The sequence below is a fragment of the Citrobacter sp. RHB35-C21 genome, assembly GCF_013816515.1.
In the GTDB taxonomy this organism is placed as follows: Bacteria; Pseudomonadota; Gammaproteobacteria; order Enterobacterales; family Enterobacteriaceae; genus Citrobacter; species Citrobacter braakii.
Map to the genome: position 1 here is coordinate 2,245,395 of NZ_CP057147.1, position 18,134 is coordinate 2,263,528.

The 18,134-nt window shown below is 50.7% G+C and carries 25 protein-coding genes; 13 read left to right on the top strand and 12 right to left on the bottom strand.

The annotated features are described in order from the left end of the window. Positions 1 to 10: 10 nt before the first annotated feature. The 11 genes from HVZ39_RS10875 to HVZ39_RS10925 form a co-directional block, all read right to left on the bottom strand. Complete coding sequence (locus tag HVZ39_RS10875; protein ID WP_181633690.1) at positions 11 to 784, bottom strand: DUF72 domain-containing protein; 774 nt, start codon at positions 782 to 784, stop codon at positions 11 to 13. Next, entirely contained in the window at positions 763 to 2,076 is a 1,314-nt protein-coding gene (locus HVZ39_RS10880; RefSeq protein WP_181633586.1) for a site-specific integrase, read from the bottom strand. The genes HVZ39_RS10875 and HVZ39_RS10880 overlap by 22 nt, the downstream gene beginning before the upstream one ends. 58 nt (positions 2,077 to 2,134) lie before the next feature. Continuing rightward, positions 2,135 to 2,371, bottom strand: a complete 237-nt coding sequence (locus tag HVZ39_RS10885; protein WP_003034696.1) for an excisionase family protein — start codon at positions 2,369 to 2,371, stop codon at positions 2,135 to 2,137. Between the two features lie 38 nt (positions 2,372 to 2,409). Further along, on the bottom strand, positions 2,410 to 2,982 hold the full coding sequence (locus tag HVZ39_RS10890; protein ID WP_181633587.1) for a 3'-5' exonuclease: 573 nt from the start codon (positions 2,980 to 2,982) through the stop codon (positions 2,410 to 2,412). Position 2,983: 1 nt separating this feature from the next. Further along, positions 2,984 to 3,529 (bottom strand): hypothetical protein, encoded by a 546-nt coding sequence (locus HVZ39_RS10895; RefSeq protein WP_174785126.1) that lies wholly within the window; start codon positions 3,527 to 3,529, stop codon positions 2,984 to 2,986. Continuing rightward, positions 3,522 to 3,866 (bottom strand): hypothetical protein, encoded by a 345-nt coding sequence (locus HVZ39_RS10900; RefSeq protein WP_048216131.1) that lies wholly within the window; start codon positions 3,864 to 3,866, stop codon positions 3,522 to 3,524. The genes HVZ39_RS10895 and HVZ39_RS10900 overlap by 8 nt, the downstream gene beginning before the upstream one ends. Further along, entirely contained in the window at positions 3,863 to 4,117 is a 255-nt protein-coding gene (locus tag HVZ39_RS10905; protein WP_048216132.1) for a hypothetical protein, read from the bottom strand. Before HVZ39_RS10905 ends, HVZ39_RS10900 begins: the two co-directional genes overlap by 4 nt. Further along, entirely contained in the window at positions 4,114 to 4,290 is a 177-nt protein-coding gene (locus HVZ39_RS10910) for a hypothetical protein (RefSeq protein ID WP_001253786.1), read from the bottom strand. The genes HVZ39_RS10905 and HVZ39_RS10910 overlap by 4 nt, the downstream gene beginning before the upstream one ends. After that, positions 4,278 to 4,817 (bottom strand): HD family hydrolase, encoded by a 540-nt coding sequence (locus tag HVZ39_RS10915; protein WP_181633588.1) that lies wholly within the window; start codon positions 4,815 to 4,817, stop codon positions 4,278 to 4,280. Before HVZ39_RS10915 ends, HVZ39_RS10910 begins: the two co-directional genes overlap by 13 nt. Before the next feature lie 128 nt (positions 4,818 to 4,945). After that, entirely contained in the window at positions 4,946 to 5,773 is an 828-nt protein-coding gene (locus tag HVZ39_RS10920) for a DUF2303 family protein (RefSeq protein ID WP_115190403.1), read from the bottom strand. Between the two features lie 56 nt (positions 5,774 to 5,829). Beyond that, the gene (locus tag HVZ39_RS10925) at positions 5,830 to 6,201 is read right to left on the bottom strand and encodes a hypothetical protein (RefSeq protein ID WP_001515608.1); all 372 of its coding nucleotides are present in this window, start codon (positions 6,199 to 6,201) and stop codon (positions 5,830 to 5,832) included. Positions 6,202 to 6,779: 578 nt separating this feature from the next. Here HVZ39_RS10925 and HVZ39_RS10930 point away from each other — a divergent pair. Further along, a complete protein-coding gene (locus HVZ39_RS10930; RefSeq protein ID WP_053069233.1) occupies positions 6,780 to 7,226 on the top strand; it encodes a hypothetical protein in 447 nt (148 codons plus the stop codon). A gap of 374 nt (positions 7,227 to 7,600) precedes the next feature. Here HVZ39_RS10930 and HVZ39_RS10935 read toward each other — a convergent pair whose 3' ends face one another. After that, the gene (locus HVZ39_RS10935; RefSeq protein ID WP_061549226.1) at positions 7,601 to 8,293 is read right to left on the bottom strand and encodes a helix-turn-helix transcriptional regulator; all 693 of its coding nucleotides are present in this window, start codon (positions 8,291 to 8,293) and stop codon (positions 7,601 to 7,603) included. Positions 8,294 to 8,390: 97 nt separating this feature from the next. On the opposite strand from HVZ39_RS10935, the gene HVZ39_RS10940 reads away from it, so the two are divergent. The 12 genes from HVZ39_RS10940 (at position 8,391) to HVZ39_RS11000 (ending at position 17,915) form a co-directional block, all read left to right on the top strand. Continuing rightward, complete coding sequence (locus HVZ39_RS10940; protein ID WP_048221267.1) at positions 8,391 to 8,636, top strand: helix-turn-helix transcriptional regulator; 246 nt, start codon at positions 8,391 to 8,393, stop codon at positions 8,634 to 8,636. Positions 8,637 to 8,646: 10 nt separating this feature from the next. Beyond that, positions 8,647 to 9,198: a YmfL family putative regulatory protein gene (locus tag HVZ39_RS10945; RefSeq protein WP_047722332.1), complete on the top strand. Its 552-nt coding sequence runs from the start codon at positions 8,647 to 8,649 to the stop codon at positions 9,196 to 9,198. A gap of 172 nt (positions 9,199 to 9,370) precedes the next feature. After that, entirely contained in the window at positions 9,371 to 9,544 is a 174-nt protein-coding gene (locus HVZ39_RS10950; RefSeq protein ID WP_072161089.1) for a DUF4222 domain-containing protein, read from the top strand. A 4-nt stretch (positions 9,545 to 9,548) separates the two neighbouring features. After that, the gene (locus tag HVZ39_RS10960; protein WP_077896737.1) at positions 9,549 to 10,790 is read left to right on the top strand and encodes a Rha family phage regulatory protein; all 1,242 of its coding nucleotides are present in this window, start codon (positions 9,549 to 9,551) and stop codon (positions 10,788 to 10,790) included. After that, positions 10,787 to 11,761, top strand: coding sequence for a conserved phage C-terminal domain-containing protein (locus HVZ39_RS10965; protein WP_072667368.1), 975 nt, complete (start codon positions 10,787 to 10,789; stop codon positions 11,759 to 11,761). Before HVZ39_RS10960 ends, HVZ39_RS10965 begins: the two co-directional genes overlap by 4 nt. Then, a complete protein-coding gene (locus tag HVZ39_RS10970; RefSeq protein ID WP_181633590.1) occupies positions 11,758 to 12,639 on the top strand; it encodes a phage N-6-adenine-methyltransferase in 882 nt (293 codons plus the stop codon). The genes HVZ39_RS10965 and HVZ39_RS10970 overlap by 4 nt, the downstream gene beginning before the upstream one ends. Beyond that, positions 12,632 to 14,566, top strand: a complete 1,935-nt coding sequence (locus HVZ39_RS10975; protein ID WP_181633591.1) for a DNA cytosine methyltransferase — start codon at positions 12,632 to 12,634, stop codon at positions 14,564 to 14,566. Before HVZ39_RS10970 ends, HVZ39_RS10975 begins: the two co-directional genes overlap by 8 nt. Beyond that, positions 14,563 to 14,949 (top strand): RusA family crossover junction endodeoxyribonuclease, encoded by a 387-nt coding sequence (locus tag HVZ39_RS10980; protein ID WP_003034741.1) that lies wholly within the window; start codon positions 14,563 to 14,565, stop codon positions 14,947 to 14,949. Before HVZ39_RS10975 ends, HVZ39_RS10980 begins: the two co-directional genes overlap by 4 nt. Before the next feature lie 13 nt (positions 14,950 to 14,962). Then, positions 14,963 to 15,646: a DNA-binding protein gene (locus HVZ39_RS10985; RefSeq protein ID WP_181633592.1), complete on the top strand. Its 684-nt coding sequence runs from the start codon at positions 14,963 to 14,965 to the stop codon at positions 15,644 to 15,646. Continuing rightward, entirely contained in the window at positions 15,643 to 16,638 is a 996-nt protein-coding gene (locus tag HVZ39_RS10990; protein WP_142710226.1) for a DUF968 domain-containing protein, read from the top strand. The genes HVZ39_RS10985 and HVZ39_RS10990 overlap by 4 nt, the downstream gene beginning before the upstream one ends. Positions 16,639 to 16,654: 16 nt before the next feature. Next, positions 16,655 to 17,485: an antitermination protein gene (locus HVZ39_RS10995; RefSeq protein ID WP_181633593.1), complete on the top strand. Its 831-nt coding sequence runs from the start codon at positions 16,655 to 16,657 to the stop codon at positions 17,483 to 17,485. A 187-nt stretch (positions 17,486 to 17,672) separates the two neighbouring features. Continuing rightward, positions 17,673 to 17,915, top strand: a complete 243-nt coding sequence (locus HVZ39_RS11000) for a hypothetical protein (protein WP_075551253.1) — start codon at positions 17,673 to 17,675, stop codon at positions 17,913 to 17,915. Positions 17,916 to 18,134: the final 219 nt, after the last annotated feature.

Sequence of the window (18,134 nt, forward strand, 5' to 3'; positions counted from 1 at the left end):
GGTGGCATTTTCAGAAAAGAGAAGATTGCTGTGGAATAGACGGAGCTGATCCGATCTCTGGCAGGGCGCTGCGTAAATTTGCCCATAGCGTATCGACAAGCTCCGGGGCCTGCGCGATATCCGGGGTATGTAAAAACAGATACGGCGTTGTGGTTTGTTGCCATTGCGACAGCTTGGTCAGCCAGACGGCAAAAAGCGCGCTGTTTTGTGCCATATTATCGCTGCCGATAAAGCGTACCATCGGATGGTTTGCCGTCACCACTGCATGCACCGGAACCTTTGGCTTCTTGCGCTGGGCGTCACGTATCGCTTCAGTATGTGGTATTGCGGCATGTACCGGTCGACTGTCCAGAATCACCCGATTTACCCTGCGCTCATGTAGGCCTCGATTGAATCGTTGCTCTGTTTCGCCTTTGGCAAAGAAGTCCGGATGGCGAACTTCCACACCGTAGGTAAAGGATTTGGGGAGCGCATCGAGAAACTGCCACAAGGCTGGCAGGTCGTGCGGGCCAAAAGTTGCGGGTAATTGCAGCCAGTATTGCCCAATGCGTGATTCAAGTGGCGACATGCGCGTGAAAAACTCGTGTACCAGGTCATCGCAATTACGCAGCGCGGCCTGATGCGAAATGGTGGCCGGAAACTTAAAACAAAATCGAAACGCATCGTTAGTCTGCGCATGCCAGCGGGCCACAATGTCGGCTTTTGGCAGCGCGTACAGCGTGGTATTGCCCTCCACACAGTTAACATGACGGGCGTTAGGGGTTAACTTACTGATTTTAATAATCCTCCCGTACTGCTCTCGTGGCTATGGGGCATCAATGGGGCAAAATCTGTCAGCTTCTGATTGAGCATTGCTATTTGCTCTGCGCTGCTGTCAGCCATCCATGCACCGTAAACATTGAACACCATCTGCGCGCTCGCATGTCCCATCTGACTGGCAATAAAACTCGGATTTGCACCAGCAGATAATGACCAGCACGCATAGGTATGTCGTGACTGGTACGCCTTTCTGTGTCTGATCCCCGCGCGCTTAAGTGCAGCTTCCCATGAGTCGCCTACTGAATCGACCCGGTAGATAAATCCGACCTGCTTACTGCGTCTGACCACATGCGGGTTAAAGACGAATGTACACTCATGGTTCACCGAACGGCCGTACTCACGTAACTGAACTTCAATGTGATGTTGCCTGCCCAGCCTTGTGATCTCAGCCTGATTTTTCAGGATGCTGATTGCGGGCTGGATAAGATGCACCACTCGATCTGTGCTTGCCTCGGTTTTCGGTAGAGTGAACTCACCAAGTTTCGTATAATTACGCCTGACGGTAATTGTTCCCGCCTTCAGGTCGATATCTTCCCAGGCCAGGGAGACCAGTTCCCCGTGACGCATTCCTGTGTACACTGCTAATGACCACAGGTTTTTCGTCTGCTGATGCCGGCATGCATCTATCAGGCGAATAAATTCATCACGAGACAGCGGATCTGGTTCTGCCCTGGCTTTTTTCAGAGGTTTAATTCCCTCGAATGGGTTCACCTCTAAGTAACCGTGATCTGCAGCAAACTGAAACATTCCGGCCATTGTCGTCATGTAATAGTTCACAGTAACAACGCTTCGCCCTTTTGCCGGAGCTTTGTTTTTCGTCGGATTCTGGTAACCAGTTAGCAAATCTTTCCTGAGATACAGCAATTCCTCTTTGGTTACTGCTGACACCAGGCGATTACCTCCGATCCTCGGCACCATATTCCTTGCGACAGACTCATAGCGATTGAATGCGTTCGCGCAGATTTCCATCCGTTTCAGATCCAGCCATTTTTCTTCAAGTTCTTTCACTGTAATGTCTTTTTTACTTACACCAAAAGCCTTGAGGTTAGGGGAGTCAGGAAACTGAGTTGCATAATCAAAGGTTCCTGTGCGGATGGCAAAACATACTGATGTCCGCAGTTCCCCGGCTATCTTCCTGTTCTTAGCGGTGTCAGGGACACCGAGACTTTCCCTGACACGCTTACCTTTAAAATTAAACCAGATGCGTAATGTGCCACCGTGGTTTTCGACGCCTGTTGGATATGTGACTTTATCCATTTGTGTTACCTCCAGACGCCCAAGAGCGATACGAGCTTACCTTTTTCATGGCATCAAATCACCCTGGCTGCTTGCTTTTCATTGAAGCGACCCAGGCATCTACAGCCTTTCTGTTATACATGCACTCACTGGAAGGTTTAGGATTCCCGTCAGGCGATACGTGGATATACTCCCTCCCGACCATCCAGCATTCTTTTCTTGCCCGTAGGATGGTACCGGGCTTGAGCCCGGTAACCGCGATAAGAACGCTTTCACAAACCCACTCGTTGGGGGCTAACTGGAAAATATTGCTCATGGTTATTTATCCATTACCCTGGCTGCACCCAGGGGAAATTAAAGCTCGCTGCTGGTGGTCGGAATCAATTTCTGCCAGATCGCGGACACGTATTTTGCCTGATGGCGCGCATCGGCCAGTGCGTTATGTGCCACCCCATCGAATGGCATGTCTCGCTTAGGATCGAAACCAACAACTCTGCCTAATGTGACGATGGTTCTGACGTCGTGATCATTCCAAGATTGCCACGGGCAAACCTGGCCGGCACGCTCATATGCGCCGCGCAATATAACGTTGTCGAAAGTAGCTCCATTGCCCCAAACCTTTAAATAATTAGGGTTATCAGAATGCCGATTAATGAAATGGCTCAGTTCAGATAGGGCAGACGATATTGGCAGAGCATCATCAACACAGATTGCTGATCGTGCTTCTGGGCTTTGTTTTAACCACCACAGAATAGTGTCACCATCCGGCACTGCTCCCTGTTCCATAGCACTTTCAAGGTTAACGGCGGTGTAAAACTCCTGACCCAGTTCACCACTTTGCGGATCGAAGAATACGGCTCCAATGGAGACGATAGGGGCATTCGGTTTTTTGCCCATGGATTCGAGGTCGATCATTAAATTGTTCACGTTAAATATTCTCCTGTTTTGGTGCTGTTTTAAGCATTGCGGCGCGGCAGGCGTTCCATCCCCTGACTTCTGCGATTGCAGCTACAGCATCTATCGCATGCATTTTCGACGCTTCTGGCATAGGCTTTTCATCCGGCACTAACGACGCTTGCTGCGGTGCGGCGTAGACAATTCGCCCTTTCATACCAGCACCAGTCACATCGTAATAAGTGCTTTTGTTTGTGTCGTACCAGCCTGCGTCAAATAACTGGTAAATAGGCTCCGCGCTATCAGCCTTGCGGCGCTCCTGTAGCTCCGTAGCGTCGGCCTCATTCCGGTTTTCAGCCTCGTAGAGTTGCGCCTGAACGTCTTCAATCTCACCACGTAGCGCCAGATAGTTACGGCGTAGCTCCAGTACCTCATCAATCACCTTAACAGCATCAGCCATTGCGTAGCCGAGATTTCCGCCGTCGCTTTGTGCTGCTGCTTTGCTGAGTATTTCGTGGATCTGGTGCAGGCGCTCGATTGATACAGGACCGTGAGCCGGGTGGTTTATGCTTTTAGTCATTCCATGCCTCCAGCTCGTTCTGGATTTCCTCGTCGACCTCGTCATTTGTGGCATCTTCGTTCAGATAGTCGCGCGCCTCTTTGAGATACTGTTCACGGCGTTCGTGGTACCAGGCAGAGAACTCCGGCGACCACCCTCGATTAGCCCCCTGAAAATCTACCATCGCATTATCCTCTGCCATACGCTCGACCATGCAGTCGGCAGTTGTCAGGGCGCATTCCCGGATGTAACTGCGAAGGTGGTGCTTACGCCAGTACGGACTGTATTTTGAATCGCAGCGGCTTTTAAATTCGACAGTCCAGCGACGGATGCAACGTGCGTTCAGTGATTTACTCATTGTGTTGCTCCCTGTCTGGCTCTATTCAATAACTGGTTAAACATCATGGTTAGGCTGTTACTGCACCCAAATGGCATATCGTTAACACGGTATGTTGGAATGCCCTTGCGAACACCAGACTTCACGATCCTGCCAGTGGTAAAGAGTTGCGATAACGAACCAGCGATCGAAGCTGTTTTTTTGTTTAAACCCTTAGCTATTTCAGCGCTGGTGGCGTTGGGGTGAGCCTGGAGATATTCAAATACGGTCATGGCGTTTTACCTTTACGTTCCTGTTCCAGTTGCACCAGAGACTCTTTTAATGCTGCGAACGTAGCGTCCAGTCTTGTGGCGACTTCGCGCATAAGCGGTGCATGCTTTGGTGGCAGTTCAGCAACGGAGGCAAAAGCCTCCGCGACGAGTTCTTTTACCTTCATGCGGCGCATTGGCGCAGCTCCGCCAGTTCGTTAAAGCGGTTCATGAACAGGCCATAGGCTTGACCAAGACGGAGAGGGATAACCTGAACGAGATCAGAGCAGGGAATACCTTCGAGAATTTCCCACTTCGAACCGTCATCGATTTCCAGATCACGGCGCTCGGTGGCTAACATGGCTAGATCGGCATATTTCACGACAGCAGCTTGTTCGAGAGAGATACCGAATTTAAAGCGGATAAGACCATCAACATAAGTTTCCATGCGTTGGTAGTCAGGTAACAGGGCTTTGAGCGGGGCAGGAATATCCTGGCAATATGCCTCCGCAGCGTCGTGCATCAGCGCTTCAAAGGCGAACTCTGGCGGCACAATCTGGCTTACAAGCACAGAGTGCTGGGCCACGCTGTAGAACTCTGGAAGATGCCCAGCGAATCGACAGATGTTGGAAAGAGCAGTCGCGATATCCTCAACATCGATATCGTCGATTGTGGCGGTCAGGTAGTTAAATTTTTTACCGGATAATGTCTGAATGTAGCTCATGGTTTTCTCCATATTGGCGCGCTGCACCGCGCAGATTTTGGTTGCACGAATCCCTCGCCGGTTGGCGATAATTAATGGAATTACGCTTCAATAAATCCCCGCGGCGCCGGGGATTTAATGCAGAGCAATTAGGCTTTAAAGTTACCGATGAAAGTTTCCACTGATTCACCTTCGAACTTGCTGATCAGCAAATCGCGGAATTCGTTGGCGATCTCTTCTTCCTGGGCTTCAAGTTGGACGATGCGCAAAACAAAGCAGGGTTCATCGCTGGTCAGCAGGCTGTTACGCAAGTTAAAGCGGCGTTCGCCCAGACCTTCATACGGCACACATTTGAACTCAAACGCCACAGGCATTACGTCTTTGCTGCTTGCTTCAACGCTTTGCATCAGCGATTTTTTACCAGCGAAATCACCAGTTTCATGGTCCTGCTGTGTTGCTTGCTGAATAGTGATACGACGCACAGCCTGAGCCGCCTGTGAAATCTGCATCGTATTGCCATCAGCATCAAACGCCAGCAGGTAATCGCTCCAGTCTTCCAGCCATTCAGCGATTTGCTTTTGCTTCAGACGTTGACCATCGATCTGCAGTAACGCGCGGAACGGGGCGGTTTTCTTCAGGGTGATTGAAGCAACGTTATCGGCGTGACCTGGATTATCCAGGGTGCCGATGTTGAACACTGAACGGGCGGTCATGTTGTCAGCGTCAATGAAGCAACGAGCTGGCTCACTGTCGCTGGCGTAACCTTTAGAATAACGTGCGAAGTCGTCAATACTGGTTGTGGTCATTGCGCCACGAAAGCGGAAACGCTCCAGAGAAAAGCGCTCGAGGCTTTCAACGCCAGTACCCTCTGGCAGTAATGCGGTCGGGCAAGCCAGGCCATGAATATCATTCAGGTGATAACCGGAAAGAACCAGGTCTTTGACCTGCTTGAAGGTGCCGCTGTCTAACTGAGACATAAAAATTCCTTATTAACTGATGATCAAAGTGGTATCAGTGAGTTTGTTATTGCGGATCACTGAGCCGCTTTAAGCTTTCCATCTACCGCGCCAGTGATCCCGAACAGCTGACCCTGATCTTCCTGCAGGATGGTGAGCTTCCCGCCTTTGTTGACCCACATCGGGGTTTCGGTTGTGTCCTCTTCGGAGGCTTTACCACGCGGTGTAGGGGTGCTGTAGTTCAGCTTGTGCTTGATCTTGACGCGCTTCTCTTCAACGGAATTACCCATGCGCTCAAAATCAAATGTGAGGACTACTTTGCCTTTGTTGCCGTTGTTCAGAACGCCAAGCGCGGTGGTATTAAGTGCTGCCGCGATTTTGTTCATGAACACGCCGGCATCCAGTTCGCCAAGAAAATCTGGCACTACGGTCATGCGGTCATTACTCATGGTTTTACCCTCGTTAAGGCGGCTGCAACCGCCGAACTTTCTCCATACACAACAGAGAAGGGCACCTGCATTGGTCGGCGGCTTGCAGAGACCGCTTTCTTTTTGCCCGGGTGGATTGGGTTATGAGCCCGTCGCCCGGTGATGCCCTTTTCTGTTGTGTGTCGGGCTTCCACCGACTCCCATCTGTTTTTAAAGGCACTCAGATATCGTCTGGCCTGTGCTGGTCTTTCCCTGCCGTCAGCGTTCTACTTCACGCCGTCACTGCCGTCGAGGGAGCTGGCATCTCTCCGTTTTCACAGTTGAACGTCTGCCGCTGTTATCGGTGCTGGTACCGCCACTGTCCAGGACATTTATAAGGACCGTCTCCAAGTGGTAACTCTTCCAGTCCCGGTAAGAATCCTGCGAGATGCTTACCATGACCGGCTGATATTCCCTGAAAAAGGCTGGTGGTTGCCGGACAAACGGGAAAACACCGGGCCGCCAGAACAGGGAGTTACTTGTTATTGCTTTGGCCTGCTTTTAACCACATCAGGCGTGGTGGTATCCTTCAAAGTCCCTACAGCCCCGAAGGAATCAAAATGATTAATGGAATCGCTCACCTCTTTACGCAGATCAAAAGCAATATTGCTCAACTTCGCGGTATCCAAATCAGTGGCTATGTTGATAGCTCTGAAGTTTCCTGTGTCACAAACCGCGCCGTGCTAATCTGTGCTCTCGACATCATTCTCTATGAGCACCGTAAAAAGTACGGGAATCAACTCAATGGACTTAACGGAAAACAGGCTCTTCACCACAAGTTGCTTCTCAAATACAAATGGCCGCTGTCAGTAATTCGAGATTTAACACTTACTGATGCGCTGCTTGCCCTGCACGATGAAATCCAGTTCTCTGCTCTTCCGGAGCCAGCAAGTGAATATCTCTCGCGCATTACTCACTCAAATTACCCAGTTAACTTCCCTGATTATTTGGACGCTGAATGGGACCCTGAGTTGTCCGAGAAATTTCTAATTGAGATTCAAGGGTAGCTTCAGTGATCATTGAATCCACTTCTTCAAGCCTCCGCACACAGGAGGCTTTATCCATATGTAACTGACGAAGATGCGCCATTGCTTCGACCTTCTTACACAGCCACTGATAAAGCTCTTCGTTGCTCATGCTACCGGCATAAATATGTGGTTCGTTCTCTTTCATCCTGAAGCCCCTTTAGAATTTATGTGTTAGCGAATCATCCCGGCCTTCATATGCCCCGGGCGGCTACTTCGTGGGCGTCCTGCCTGTTCGCTATGGAGTAGACAATAAAATTAAATTGCGAATAACGCAAGTATTAAATTGCGATTTGCGCAATATCGAGGCGTAAAAAAAACCGCCGTAAAGGCGGTTTCAACATTGATATGTAGTGTCAGGCGTGGCGTTTGAATGATTGAGATTGGCTTATCATTACCTTCCCAAAAATGTAAAAACGGTGTTCGTTTGTCTCATCCACAGACCATTCTCTATATTTTGGGTTATCCGATATCACCAACAACTTATCAGGTATCATCTGTAATCGTTTGACGTAAATTTTATCATCAAAACCAAATACATATATTCCATCACCATCGAATTCATGAATAGAGATATCAACGAAGAGAAGATCACCAGGTTCGATAGTCTCAGCCATACTGTCGCCTCGAACGTTGATTACTTTTACTTGATCTGCCGTTCTTCCGCCGAACATCGCTAGCGCACGTTCATTGTTGTATTCGATTGACCTGATGACATCAATAATATCGCTGCCTTGAATAAAGCCACCACCAGCGCTGGCACTTACATCAAGAATCTCCACTCTAAACACAGATCCATCTCCAGAATGTGGGTTACTACCACTGTATTCACATACAGTAGTTTTATTTCCGCCTGGAGTAAATAGATCAGCAACGCTAACGCCTAAAGCTTGAGCATATTTGCTAAGTGATTGTTCAGTAAATGACTTCTGTTTGCCGGTTTCTACGCGCGAGATGTTAGCTCCGTCGACACCAACGGCTTCAGCAAGATCAGCGATTTTTAGACCCTTCGCTGTGCGAAGTTCTCTTATGCGGTTTCCTATGTTCATGCGTCTATTACATGTTTTTTTTGCGTGATGTGCAAAGCAACTTGCGCAAGTCGTACGTTCCAATTAATATGCGTATTACGCAATTAAAGGAGGATATATGCAATCACCGTTACGAATCTTGCGTAAATCGCAAGGTATGACTCTTTCCTGTGTAGCAAAAGGGGTTGATATCGACCCGGGAAATCTAAGTCGGATAGAGCGAGGGCAGCAAATTGCTTCCCTAGATATTGCTGAACGTCTAGTCCGTTTCTTCTCGGGAAAAATCAATGAGCTAGAAATTCTTTACCCACATCGCTATTCGAACTGTACAGGCGCGAGTACAGACATAAAACCACAGGAATAAGGGGTTAACCGTGGGTAACGAACCTATTTGGAAAGTCGAACGTCAGCCAGCATGGCTGGTGGCGGCGATAAAAAAAACGATCACCGATCTACCCGGTGGTTATGCCGAGGCAGCGGAATGGTTGGGCGTGACAGAGAACGCATTGTTTAACCGCCTTCGTGTCGACGGAGATCAGATCTTCCCTATGGGATGGGCGATGGTATTACAGAAAGCCGCCGGTGTTAGCTACATAGCTGATGCGTTTTCTCGCCAAACAGATAACGGGATCCATATCCCGGGTGCGGCACCAGAAACAGAGAACGAAGAGATTGGCTTAAAACTGGCTGAGCTGGTGGGCAGGCTTGGTGACCTGGTTAACGCATATCGTCGATACATCGATGATGGTGTGGTTGATAAAGGGGAGTGGGACAGTCTGAACGAAATCGCCTACCAGTTCCGGGTAACGCTTATGACGTTTCTGAACCTGATTTCACGAGTCTATTGCCTTCCAGAAAAGAGTGACGCCCGCGAGTGTGCAGCTCCGGGCGCCTTGGCGAACAACTCTTCGAGTATGGAGAAATAATCCGCATGAGCAATTTAATCGTAAATCCTCACTTACCGCAACTGCGAATGATCCCGGTTCCTGGTCTTCCGCTGTTTCGGTATGAATGCAAAGTATCAAATCGCTGGGTGTCATGTAACCACAGCCAGGCTGCCGTAATTGTGGGGGTCTACTATCGGAGGGCAAAACGCCTGTGCGCGAACTTAACCGAAGGTTCAAAGATCACCGCGGAGTGCCAGTCCGTGTTATCCGCTGGGAGCCAGAAACACAGCGCGTTATCTACCTGCGAGATGGCTATCCACACGAATGTTTCAGGCCGCTTGAGCAGTTCAGGCAAAAGTTCAGGGAGATAGAGGATGAGAGCTAACCCAATGAAAAAAAACTTAACTGAGAATTTATCCTGCCAGGGCATTAATCCTCAATTTGATAGCCTTTTCTTCAATTTTGAACCTCTTTTTCAGGTCTTCGAGTTCTTTGGCGAGAGCAATGTATTGATCCGCAACTCCATATTGAGCAATCAGTCCGGTTGCCAGTTTAGCATCGGCGTTTTCTGGATCATCAACATCGATGATTTTTCCATATTTTCCGGTAATAACGGCAATACGGTGCTTGCACATCGTGCCCATTTCACCAGCAATGCAAGTGCATTCTATTTCGAGGTTACCGCTCTGATCGCTGATGGTTACATCGTAAAAACCATCACCGCTGCTGCTGTTAGCCAAAAGTTGGTAGATCACGTTGTATCTCCTTATTTTTTTGTAGCGGTTAACGCTCATCCCAACCTCATTATTGATCATGCTTTATTCCAGGTATACACTGTCTCGGCAGCGGCAAAATCCGTTGCCGGGATTGGCGTCCTGGAATTGATTAAAGAGCACAACCGCGCTCTGGCGGTTTTTTTGTGCGAAATGCATTGCTACACCCTGATTATGGTGGGGCGTGCAGGGGCATCGAAAGATGCGCCGGCTTCTTTAGTCACCGGTTACGCCAACCCTGCACGTCTCACCACCAATGAGATTGGCGTCTCTTGTGGTGAGTTGTTAAAACTGACTAAAGAGGCAGCCATCATGGCTACGATCCCAACCCTCGTTCAACCTGAAATTTCCGTAATTAACGGTCAGGCCGTTACCTCCTCTCTGGCTATTGCCGACTTCTTCACTAAGCGTCACGATGACGTACTGAAAAAAATCCGCGCTCTGGAGTGTTCGCTAGAATTCACTGCCCGCAATTTTGCGGTGAGTGAATACACCGACGCTACAGGCCGCAAACTTCCCTGCTATCAAATCACCCGCGATGGCTTCGCGTTCCTCGCTATGGGCTTCACTGGTAAGCGAGCAGCACAGTTCAAAGAGGCATACATCACAGCCTTCAACAGGATGGAAAATGCGCTTCACGGGGCAAGTGATAATTTCTGCGCAGCGCACAATGCCCACGTTGTTTACCTCTACATGTCTGAAATTCACCGCGTCTGGTTAGAACAACTTTATCCGATGTTGGTTTCTGTTCAGTCTCCGCTAGCTTCATCACTCTACGACTACATCAACGATGGTGTATTCGTGGCTGGGCTTGTGGACTCGGAACTGAACGAAAAGCATAAGGAGGTGCGTAAGTGAGTGCATTAATTCAGCTTCTTGATCGCCCGATCGCATACAACCCGGCATTTGCAAAGTTGCGCGCCGGGAAAGTGAAGTCAGGCCCGGTCGCGGCAGTGTTCCTTTCTCAGTTGGTATATTGGCATAACCGAATGGATGGCGGCTGGATGTATAAAACCCAGGCTGATATCTCGTTAGAGACGGCGCTGACCCGCGACGAGCAGGAAACTGCGCGTAAGCGTCTTGTTTCTCTTGGTGTGCTGGAAGAGGACCGTCGTGGCGTACCTGCCACAATGCATTATCGCATCAACACTGAACGGCTTGAAGCTCTGCTGTTGGAGACCGGAAAGCCAGTGAAGAAAGCCAGCCAGGATAAAACCAGATTGCGGAACATCCAGAATGTGGAAATGCCGCAATCTGGATTGGTGCAATCCCGCAAACTAGATTGCGGTGATTCCGCAAACAAGAATGTGGAAACCCCGCAAACAAGTATGGGACAACCCAACGAACAAGCCTGCGGGGATCCCACAAACTTTCATACAGGAGATTACACAGAGAATACTCAGGAGAGTACACAGGATAAAAAAACTTCTTGTCCGGTTGCGCAGCAACCCGACCCTGAAGTTGTGATTACCGACCAGGCAAAAAAGGTTTTAACCCATTTGAACCAGACCACCGGATCAAGATTCCAGGTATGCAAAACCTCGCTTGAGCATATCCGCGCCAGGCTGCGAGAAGGTTTTACCCCTGAAGAGATGGTGATGGTCATCGACTACAGCAAAGAAAAATGGGGGGCTGATATCAAGATGGCTGAATATCTCCGCCCAACAACGCTGTTTATCCCGTCAAATTTCCCTGGCTACCTCCAGTCTGCAACTCGCTGGGATTCTGCTGGGCGTCCAGAACGTAAGGATTGGGGAAGGGCACGAAAGCATGACCCAATGAAATTCGGCCCGGTCGATACCAAAATTCCAGAGGGGTTCAGAGGATGACGTTAAACAAATATTGCAAGGCGTTGGCGGCACTACGTAGCCAACCAGCCCACGAATTGAAAGAAGTTGGCGATCAGTGGCGGACACCGGATCTGCTTTTCTGGGGTATCAACGCGCTATTTGGTCCATTAGTTCTGGACTTGTTTGCTGACGACGACAACGCGAAGTGCCCGGCATGGTACACCGCCGAAGATAACGCGCTGACGCAGGACTGGTCTGAACGTCTGGCAGAACTGGGCGGCGCTGGTTATGGCAACCCTCCGTATAGCCGTTCGCAGTACCACGAGAAGCAGGCGATCACCGGCATGACGCACATCATGAACTACGCAGCAGCCCAGCGCGAGAAGGGCGGTCGCTATGTATTCCTGATAAAAGCCGCGCCGAGTGAAACGTGGTGGCCGGAAGATGCCGATCACATCGTATTCATTCGCGGGCGCATTGGGTTCGATCTGCCAGTGTGGTTTGTACCTGCTGACGAAAAACAGAAGCCCACCAGCGCGTTTTTTGCCGGTGCCATAGCTGTATTCGATAAGTCATGGCGTGGTGAGCGGTTCAGCTATATCAACCGTACAGAACTGGAGGCAAAAGGGCGGGCGTTTATGGCTTTGGCTCAATTCGCCGTTGGTAAAGAGCAAACAATTGCAATGCAGGCAGCCAAGGAACCAGTAATACCATCGGAAACTGAGTCACGAATCTGGCCTCTCGAGGTTGGTCTGGTGTTTAACCAGGTGGAAGGCGTTGATGTATTAAGCGAGGTTCAGCAGAACAAGCTGAAAGCCAACATCAATCAACTCTGGCTGGAACGAACGGCAACCAGCGAAATTATCACAATTGCGCGTGGTCTTGTCGGCAGCATGCAGGGGGTAACCCATGCGTGAGATTATCGTTGATAACTTTGCTGGTGGCGGTGGCGCATCGACGGGTATTGAGCTGGCGATCGGGCGCAGCGTGGATATTGCAATCAACCACGACGAAAACGCCATTGCGATGCACAAGACGAACCACCCTGACACACTGCATTACTGTGAATCCGTATTTGACGTGGATCCGTTAGCCGCCACCGGCGGTAATCCTGTTGGGCTGGCATGGTTTAGCCCGGACTGCCGACACTTCTCAAAGGCCAAAGGCGCAAAGCCTGTGAAAAAAGAGATACGCGGTCTGGCCTGGATTGTTCTGCGTTGGGCACTGGCAAAGCGACCGCGTGTGATGATGCTGGAGAATGTGGAAGAGTTCAAAACGTGGGGACCGCTGCTGGCCGATGAAATGCGTCCGGATCCTGCCCGTACTGGCGAAACATTCAATGCATTTGTCGGCATGCTGTCCACTGGCATTCCTGCTGATCACCCGGCACTGTCAGAGGTTTGTGAGTTTCTGTCTATTGAAAGAGGTAGCGAGCAGGCGCAACAGCTGGTGGATGGGCTTGGATATGATGTCGATTATCGCGAACTGCGCGCGTGTGATTACGGTACGCCGACGATCCGCAAACGCTTCTTTATGGTTATGCGCTGCGATGGTTGCCCAATTCAGTGGCCTGCTGTTACCCATGGGGATCCTAAGTCTCTGGAGGTGCAGAGCGGCAGGCTGATGCCATGGCGTACCGCAGCGGAATGTATCGACTGGAATGTTCCGGCCCCATCGATATTCGGGCGCAAAAAGCCGCTGGCAGAAAATACCCTGAAGCGGATCGCGCGCGGCATACAGCGCTTTGTTATCGACAGTGCGTCGCCGTTCATTGTGAAATGCAATCACACCAGCACCAAAACGAGTTACGACTGTTTCCGTGGTCAGGCGCTGGGCGAGCCTTTGCAAACCATTACTAAAACCCACGGTTACGCGTTAGCCGTACCGCACCTGACAAAGTTTCGCACTGGTGCAACCGGCCAGCCCGTTACCGAACCGGTACCGACGGTTACCGCTGGCACATCAAAACGCCCTGGCGGGAATGGGCATGCTCTTGGTTTGGTAGAAGCCGCGCTGACCCCGTTCCTGGCTGGCAACGGCGGCAGTGAATACCAAGCTAAACAGCGCCCGCTGGATAAACCTGCTCATACCATTCTGAAGCAATCCCGCGCCTGTCTGGTTGCGCCGGTTATCGCCCGGCAGTTCGGTGCCAGCGTCGGCCACCGGGCCGACGAGCCAAGCGCGACTATCACAGCGGGCGGTGGTGGCAAATCACAACTGGTGACGCCTACGCTGATCCAGATGGGTTATGGCGAACGACCTGGACAAGAACCGCGTGTGCTGCGGCTGGATAACCCGCTGGGGACCGTTACTGCAGGCGGAAATAAATTTGCGACGGTGAGCGCGTTCCTGGCGAAACACTACGGCGGTAACTATACGGGGCCTGGTGTCAGTATGGATGAACCCGCGCACTCAGTGACCACTGTCGACCATCATGCAGTAGTTGCCTCTCATCTGGTGAAACTGCGTGGAACATGCCGCGACGGGCAACGCCTTGATGTGCCCATGCCAACAATCACCGCTGGTGGCCAACACGTGGGTGAGGTACGCACATTTCTCGAGACGTATTGCGGGGAAAGTGACGATGAATGGCTGGTAACGATCGATGGGGTTAAATACCAGATCGTTGATATCGGAATGCGCATGTTGCAGCCGCATGAACTCTACAAAGCGCAGGGCTTCCCGGATGGATACGTTATTGATCAGGACTACCGTGGAAATCGATATGCAAAAGATAAGCAGGTAGCCCGCTGCGGTAATGCGGTACCACCACCATTCGCCAGGGCGCTGGTGGAGGCAAATCTTCCGGAACTGTGTGACGTGCAACAGCAGGAGGTGGCATGAAACTTGTGCTCCCGTTCCCTCCGAGCGTGAACACCTACTGGCGCGCCCCTAACAAGGGGCCGCTGGCCGGTCGTCACCTCATTAGCGCTGATGGCCGTAAATACCAGAGCGCTGCCTGCGTGGCGATCATTGAGCAATTACGACGTCTCCCGAAGCCATCGACTGAACTGGCAGCGGTAGAAATCACTCTGTACCCGCCGGATGCGCGCCGCCGGGATATCGATAATTACAACAAAGCCCTGTTTGACGCGCTGACGCATGCGGGTGTCTGGGAAGACGACAGCCAGATTAAGCGCATGCTGGTGGAATGGGGACCCGTTGTGCCGAAAGGTCGGGTAGAGATAACAATCAGCAGATATGAACCGGCGGGTGCAGCCGCCTGATATGGAGAAAAGTATGAGCCAGTTAGCAACAACAGCGTTAACCATGTCCAGCAGCGATATTGCTGAGCTGGTGGAATCAAGACATGACCATGTTAAACGGTCCATTGAGCGCCTGGCAGAGCGCGGTGTTATTGAACTCCCCCCAATGGGGGAAGTTAGAAATCATCTCAATCAGTCGGTATCGGTTTATCTGATAGGGAAGCGGGACAGTTATATCGTTGTCGCGCAGCTGTCGCCGGAGTTTACCGCGTGTCTGGTTGATCGCTGGCAGGAGCTTGAGCAGGCACAGCAGCAGACGATTCCTCAATCATTCTCTGAAGCCCTACGTCTTGCAGCTGACCTTGCAGAACAAAAACAGCAGTTGACTAACGAACTGGCTGCCGCGGCGCCGAAGGTAGAGTTTGTTGATCGGTACTGTACAGCCAGTGGGTCAATGTCATTCCGCCAGGTGGCAAAACTGCTTAAGGCCAAAGAGCCTGATCTGCGGTTATTCCTCCTTGAGAACGACATCATGTATCGCCTTGGCGGAACGATGACCCCACGGCATCAGCATATTGATGCGGGCCGTTTTGAAGTGAAAACCGGCACATCCGTAACCTCAAACCATGCATTCAGCCAGGCACGTTTCACGCCGAAAGGCGTGCGCTGGATTGGTGGACTGTGGGCAGAACACATTGCCAGGGGGCAGGTCGCGTGAGAGCTCTGCTTACCCCCGAGATCGCCCATCGTATGGGGATTGTGCTGTTCCGTCCTGGTGCGGAACTGATGCACCTCTTCATGCGTGGTCGCGTTCTGCTCGAGCCTGAACCAGAAGAAATGTCGTCATTCAGTACTGGGGCTGTTCCGGCAGCCATTCAGCCGCTGGCTGATGATCCGGTAATGCGGCAGGTCTTCGGGAATGAGCGGGTTATTCAGCGTGCCGGTGGGCTTCCTTCCCTTGAGCAATGGTTGAGTACCCGGTTTGAATGCCAGTGGCCACATTCATCATGGCACGACAAGAACTTCACAACAATGCGGCACCCACCAGGAAGCATTCGCCTGTGCTGGCATTGCGATCACACTTTGTCGGGGCAGCATACCGAACAGCTTGCAGGTATAGCGGCAGGAAACCTGGTATCCTGGATTCTGGAAGTCATTCGGCGTGATTCTGGTTTTCCCGAGTCGCATATCCTGACGCTTCCGGAACTGTGCTGGTGGATGGTCAGAAACGACCTGGCTGATGTTATTCCGGAAAGCGTTGCGCACAAGGGGCTACGCCTTCCGGATGAGAAGATCCGTTCTGTCATGAGGGAAAGCGACATAGTGCCTTCCTCGTCAGCAACCAGACTCGTGCAGGAGAAGGCGAAGAAGATCCTCACGCTCTCTGTTGATCCGGAGTCGCCAGAGTCTTTTATGCTCAGGCCAAAACGTCGCCGCTGGATAAATGAGACGTATACCCGCTGGGTTAAAACACAACCCTGTGAGTGTTGCCGGAGGCCAGCAGATGATCCGCACCATATCGTAGGGCACGGTATGGGTGGTACAGCAACAAAAGCCCATGACCTCTTCGTGATCCCTCTGTGCAGAGAGTGCCACGATGAGCTGCACGCCGATGTACCGGCATTCGAGCAGAAGCATGGTACGCAGCTTGAGCTGCTACTGCGTTTTATGGATCGGGCGCTGGCGATCGGCGTAATTGCGAAAGCTTAAGAAGTATGGAGACCGTATGAATCTGGACAATATTTTAAAGTTTTTTGCGCCTAAAGGCATGCACATCTCAGATACCAGCAGAGCGACAGCAAGTGAACAACTTACTGTGACTGATGTAATGGCTGCACTGGGGATGACTCAGGCTGATGCAGGCATCGGGCTGGCTATGTTCCTGGGTAAAGCTGGTATTAGCAGTCAGGACAGGGAGGCATCAATTGCCTGGCTAACGGAGTACGCGAAAGAGCATGCGCCCATGGCAATTCGTAAAGCATCAGGGAAAAAGTTTCCCCTCTGCATGCGTATCCTTGCCCGGTTTGCCTATAACGATTATTCCTCATCAGCAGCTGATTGTGTGGCATGCCCAAAATGTAGTGGTAAAGGGTTGCTTACAACCACTAAAACCGTGACTAAAAGCTATTACACAATGCGATTGCCACAATGGGCAAAAGACCTGAGACAGTCACCATCTGACTTTGAGGTAAAGCGAGAAGTAACTGACTCCGAGCAAAATTTATGTTCGCGATGCCATGGTACCGGAAAGTTAAGTAAGCGATGCCAGTGTGGCGGAACTGGCAAGACGGTTGACCGTAAAGCGACAGAACTGCAGGGCGTACCGGTTTACAAAGAATGTAAGCGCTGCGAAGGGCGGGGATACAGCAGGCCAAAATCATCGGTTGCCTATCGAGGTGTTTTTTCTGAGTTGCCGAGTCTGCCTGATCGAACGTGGCGTTATAGCTGGAAACCATTTTATGAAAGCCTGGTGACCAAATGTTTCCAGGAGGAGAGCTATTCAAGCTCTCAACTGAACCGGGTGACTAAAAGTGAAGATGTGATAAATATCGCGTAATTTAACGTCATGATGTTTGCAATGTTGCCGTTTTTGTGTATATTTGACATTAACGATGGGCATTGTATGTTCAGAGTTAAGAAACCCGCCACCGAGCGGGTTTTTTTCTGCACTAGGCCATTCAATCTACGTCAAAATCAATGTGTTACAATAGCCGCAAGCAAAACGACAACACAAAGGCGGCATAATGAAATTAACATCTGTTCATATCGAAATTCTGAGTCGCGCAAGCGCTCTTGGACCACGTGAAACAATTCAATCTTCTGATCTTCCTCACATTCCAGCGGAAGCGGTGAATTTTGCTATTTCTGATCTCGCTGAGTTGGGTCTGGTAAATGCTGTGCAGAGTACGTCTGATTGTGACGACAGCTTGATAGTGAATAGAATTACGTCTAAAGGGAATAGCTATTTAATTGATCTTGAGTCTTAACTATCTGATTAATAAATAGGTACACCACATTTATTAAGGCTGCCTTCTGGTGGCCTTTTTCATATTCAGGGCTCACTGACGGGCGGCTCATAACCCAATCCGACAGGCGCTTGCGCAGAGCCCGTTCTGATTCAGGCTCACGGGAATCATCCTCGATACGCATTGTTGATAAATCCAGCCCGTGAAGCCTGATCCTCCTTTCATCACACAGCGCCATCC

Excerpts from the sequence above, each read along its gene's own strand:
- HVZ39_RS10880 (WP_181633586.1), bottom strand. The coding sequence starts at position 2,076 with ATGGATAAAGTCACATATCCAACAGGCGTCGAAAACCACGGTGGCACA.
- HVZ39_RS10885 (WP_003034696.1), bottom strand. The coding sequence starts at position 2,371 with ATGAGCAATATTTTCCAGTTAGCCCCCAACGAGTGGGTTTGTGAAAGC.
- HVZ39_RS10895 (WP_174785126.1), bottom strand. The coding sequence starts at position 3,529 with ATGACTAAAAGCATAAACCACCCGGCTCACGGTCCTGTATCAATCGAG.
- HVZ39_RS10900 (WP_048216131.1), bottom strand. The coding sequence starts at position 3,866 with ATGAGTAAATCACTGAACGCACGTTGCATCCGTCGCTGGACTGTCGAA.
- HVZ39_RS10905 (WP_048216132.1), bottom strand. The coding sequence starts at position 4,117 with ATGACCGTATTTGAATATCTCCAGGCTCACCCCAACGCCACCAGCGCT.
- HVZ39_RS10910 (WP_001253786.1), bottom strand. The coding sequence starts at position 4,290 with ATGCGCCGCATGAAGGTAAAAGAACTCGTCGCGGAGGCTTTTGCCTCC.
- HVZ39_RS10915 (WP_181633588.1), bottom strand. The coding sequence starts at position 4,817 with ATGAGCTACATTCAGACATTATCCGGTAAAAAATTTAACTACCTGACC.
- HVZ39_RS10920 (WP_115190403.1), bottom strand. The coding sequence starts at position 5,773 with ATGTCTCAGTTAGACAGCGGCACCTTCAAGCAGGTCAAAGACCTGGTT.
- HVZ39_RS10925 (WP_001515608.1), bottom strand. The coding sequence starts at position 6,201 with ATGAGTAATGACCGCATGACCGTAGTGCCAGATTTTCTTGGCGAACTG.
- HVZ39_RS10930 (WP_053069233.1), top strand. The coding sequence starts at position 6,780 with ATGATTAATGGAATCGCTCACCTCTTTACGCAGATCAAAAGCAATATT.
- HVZ39_RS10935 (WP_061549226.1), bottom strand. The coding sequence starts at position 8,293 with ATGAACATAGGAAACCGCATAAGAGAACTTCGCACAGCGAAGGGTCTA.
- HVZ39_RS10940 (WP_048221267.1), top strand. The coding sequence starts at position 8,391 with ATGCAATCACCGTTACGAATCTTGCGTAAATCGCAAGGTATGACTCTT.
- HVZ39_RS10960 (WP_077896737.1), top strand. The coding sequence starts at position 9,549 with ATGAAAAAAAACTTAACTGAGAATTTATCCTGCCAGGGCATTAATCCT.
- HVZ39_RS10970 (WP_181633590.1), top strand. The coding sequence starts at position 11,758 with ATGACGTTAAACAAATATTGCAAGGCGTTGGCGGCACTACGTAGCCAA.
- HVZ39_RS10975 (WP_181633591.1), top strand. The coding sequence starts at position 12,632 with ATGCGTGAGATTATCGTTGATAACTTTGCTGGTGGCGGTGGCGCATCG.
- HVZ39_RS10980 (WP_003034741.1), top strand. The coding sequence starts at position 14,563 with ATGAAACTTGTGCTCCCGTTCCCTCCGAGCGTGAACACCTACTGGCGC.
- HVZ39_RS10985 (WP_181633592.1), top strand. The coding sequence starts at position 14,963 with ATGAGCCAGTTAGCAACAACAGCGTTAACCATGTCCAGCAGCGATATT.
- HVZ39_RS10995 (WP_181633593.1), top strand. The coding sequence starts at position 16,655 with ATGAATCTGGACAATATTTTAAAGTTTTTTGCGCCTAAAGGCATGCAC.
- HVZ39_RS11000 (WP_075551253.1), top strand. The coding sequence starts at position 17,673 with ATGAAATTAACATCTGTTCATATCGAAATTCTGAGTCGCGCAAGCGCT.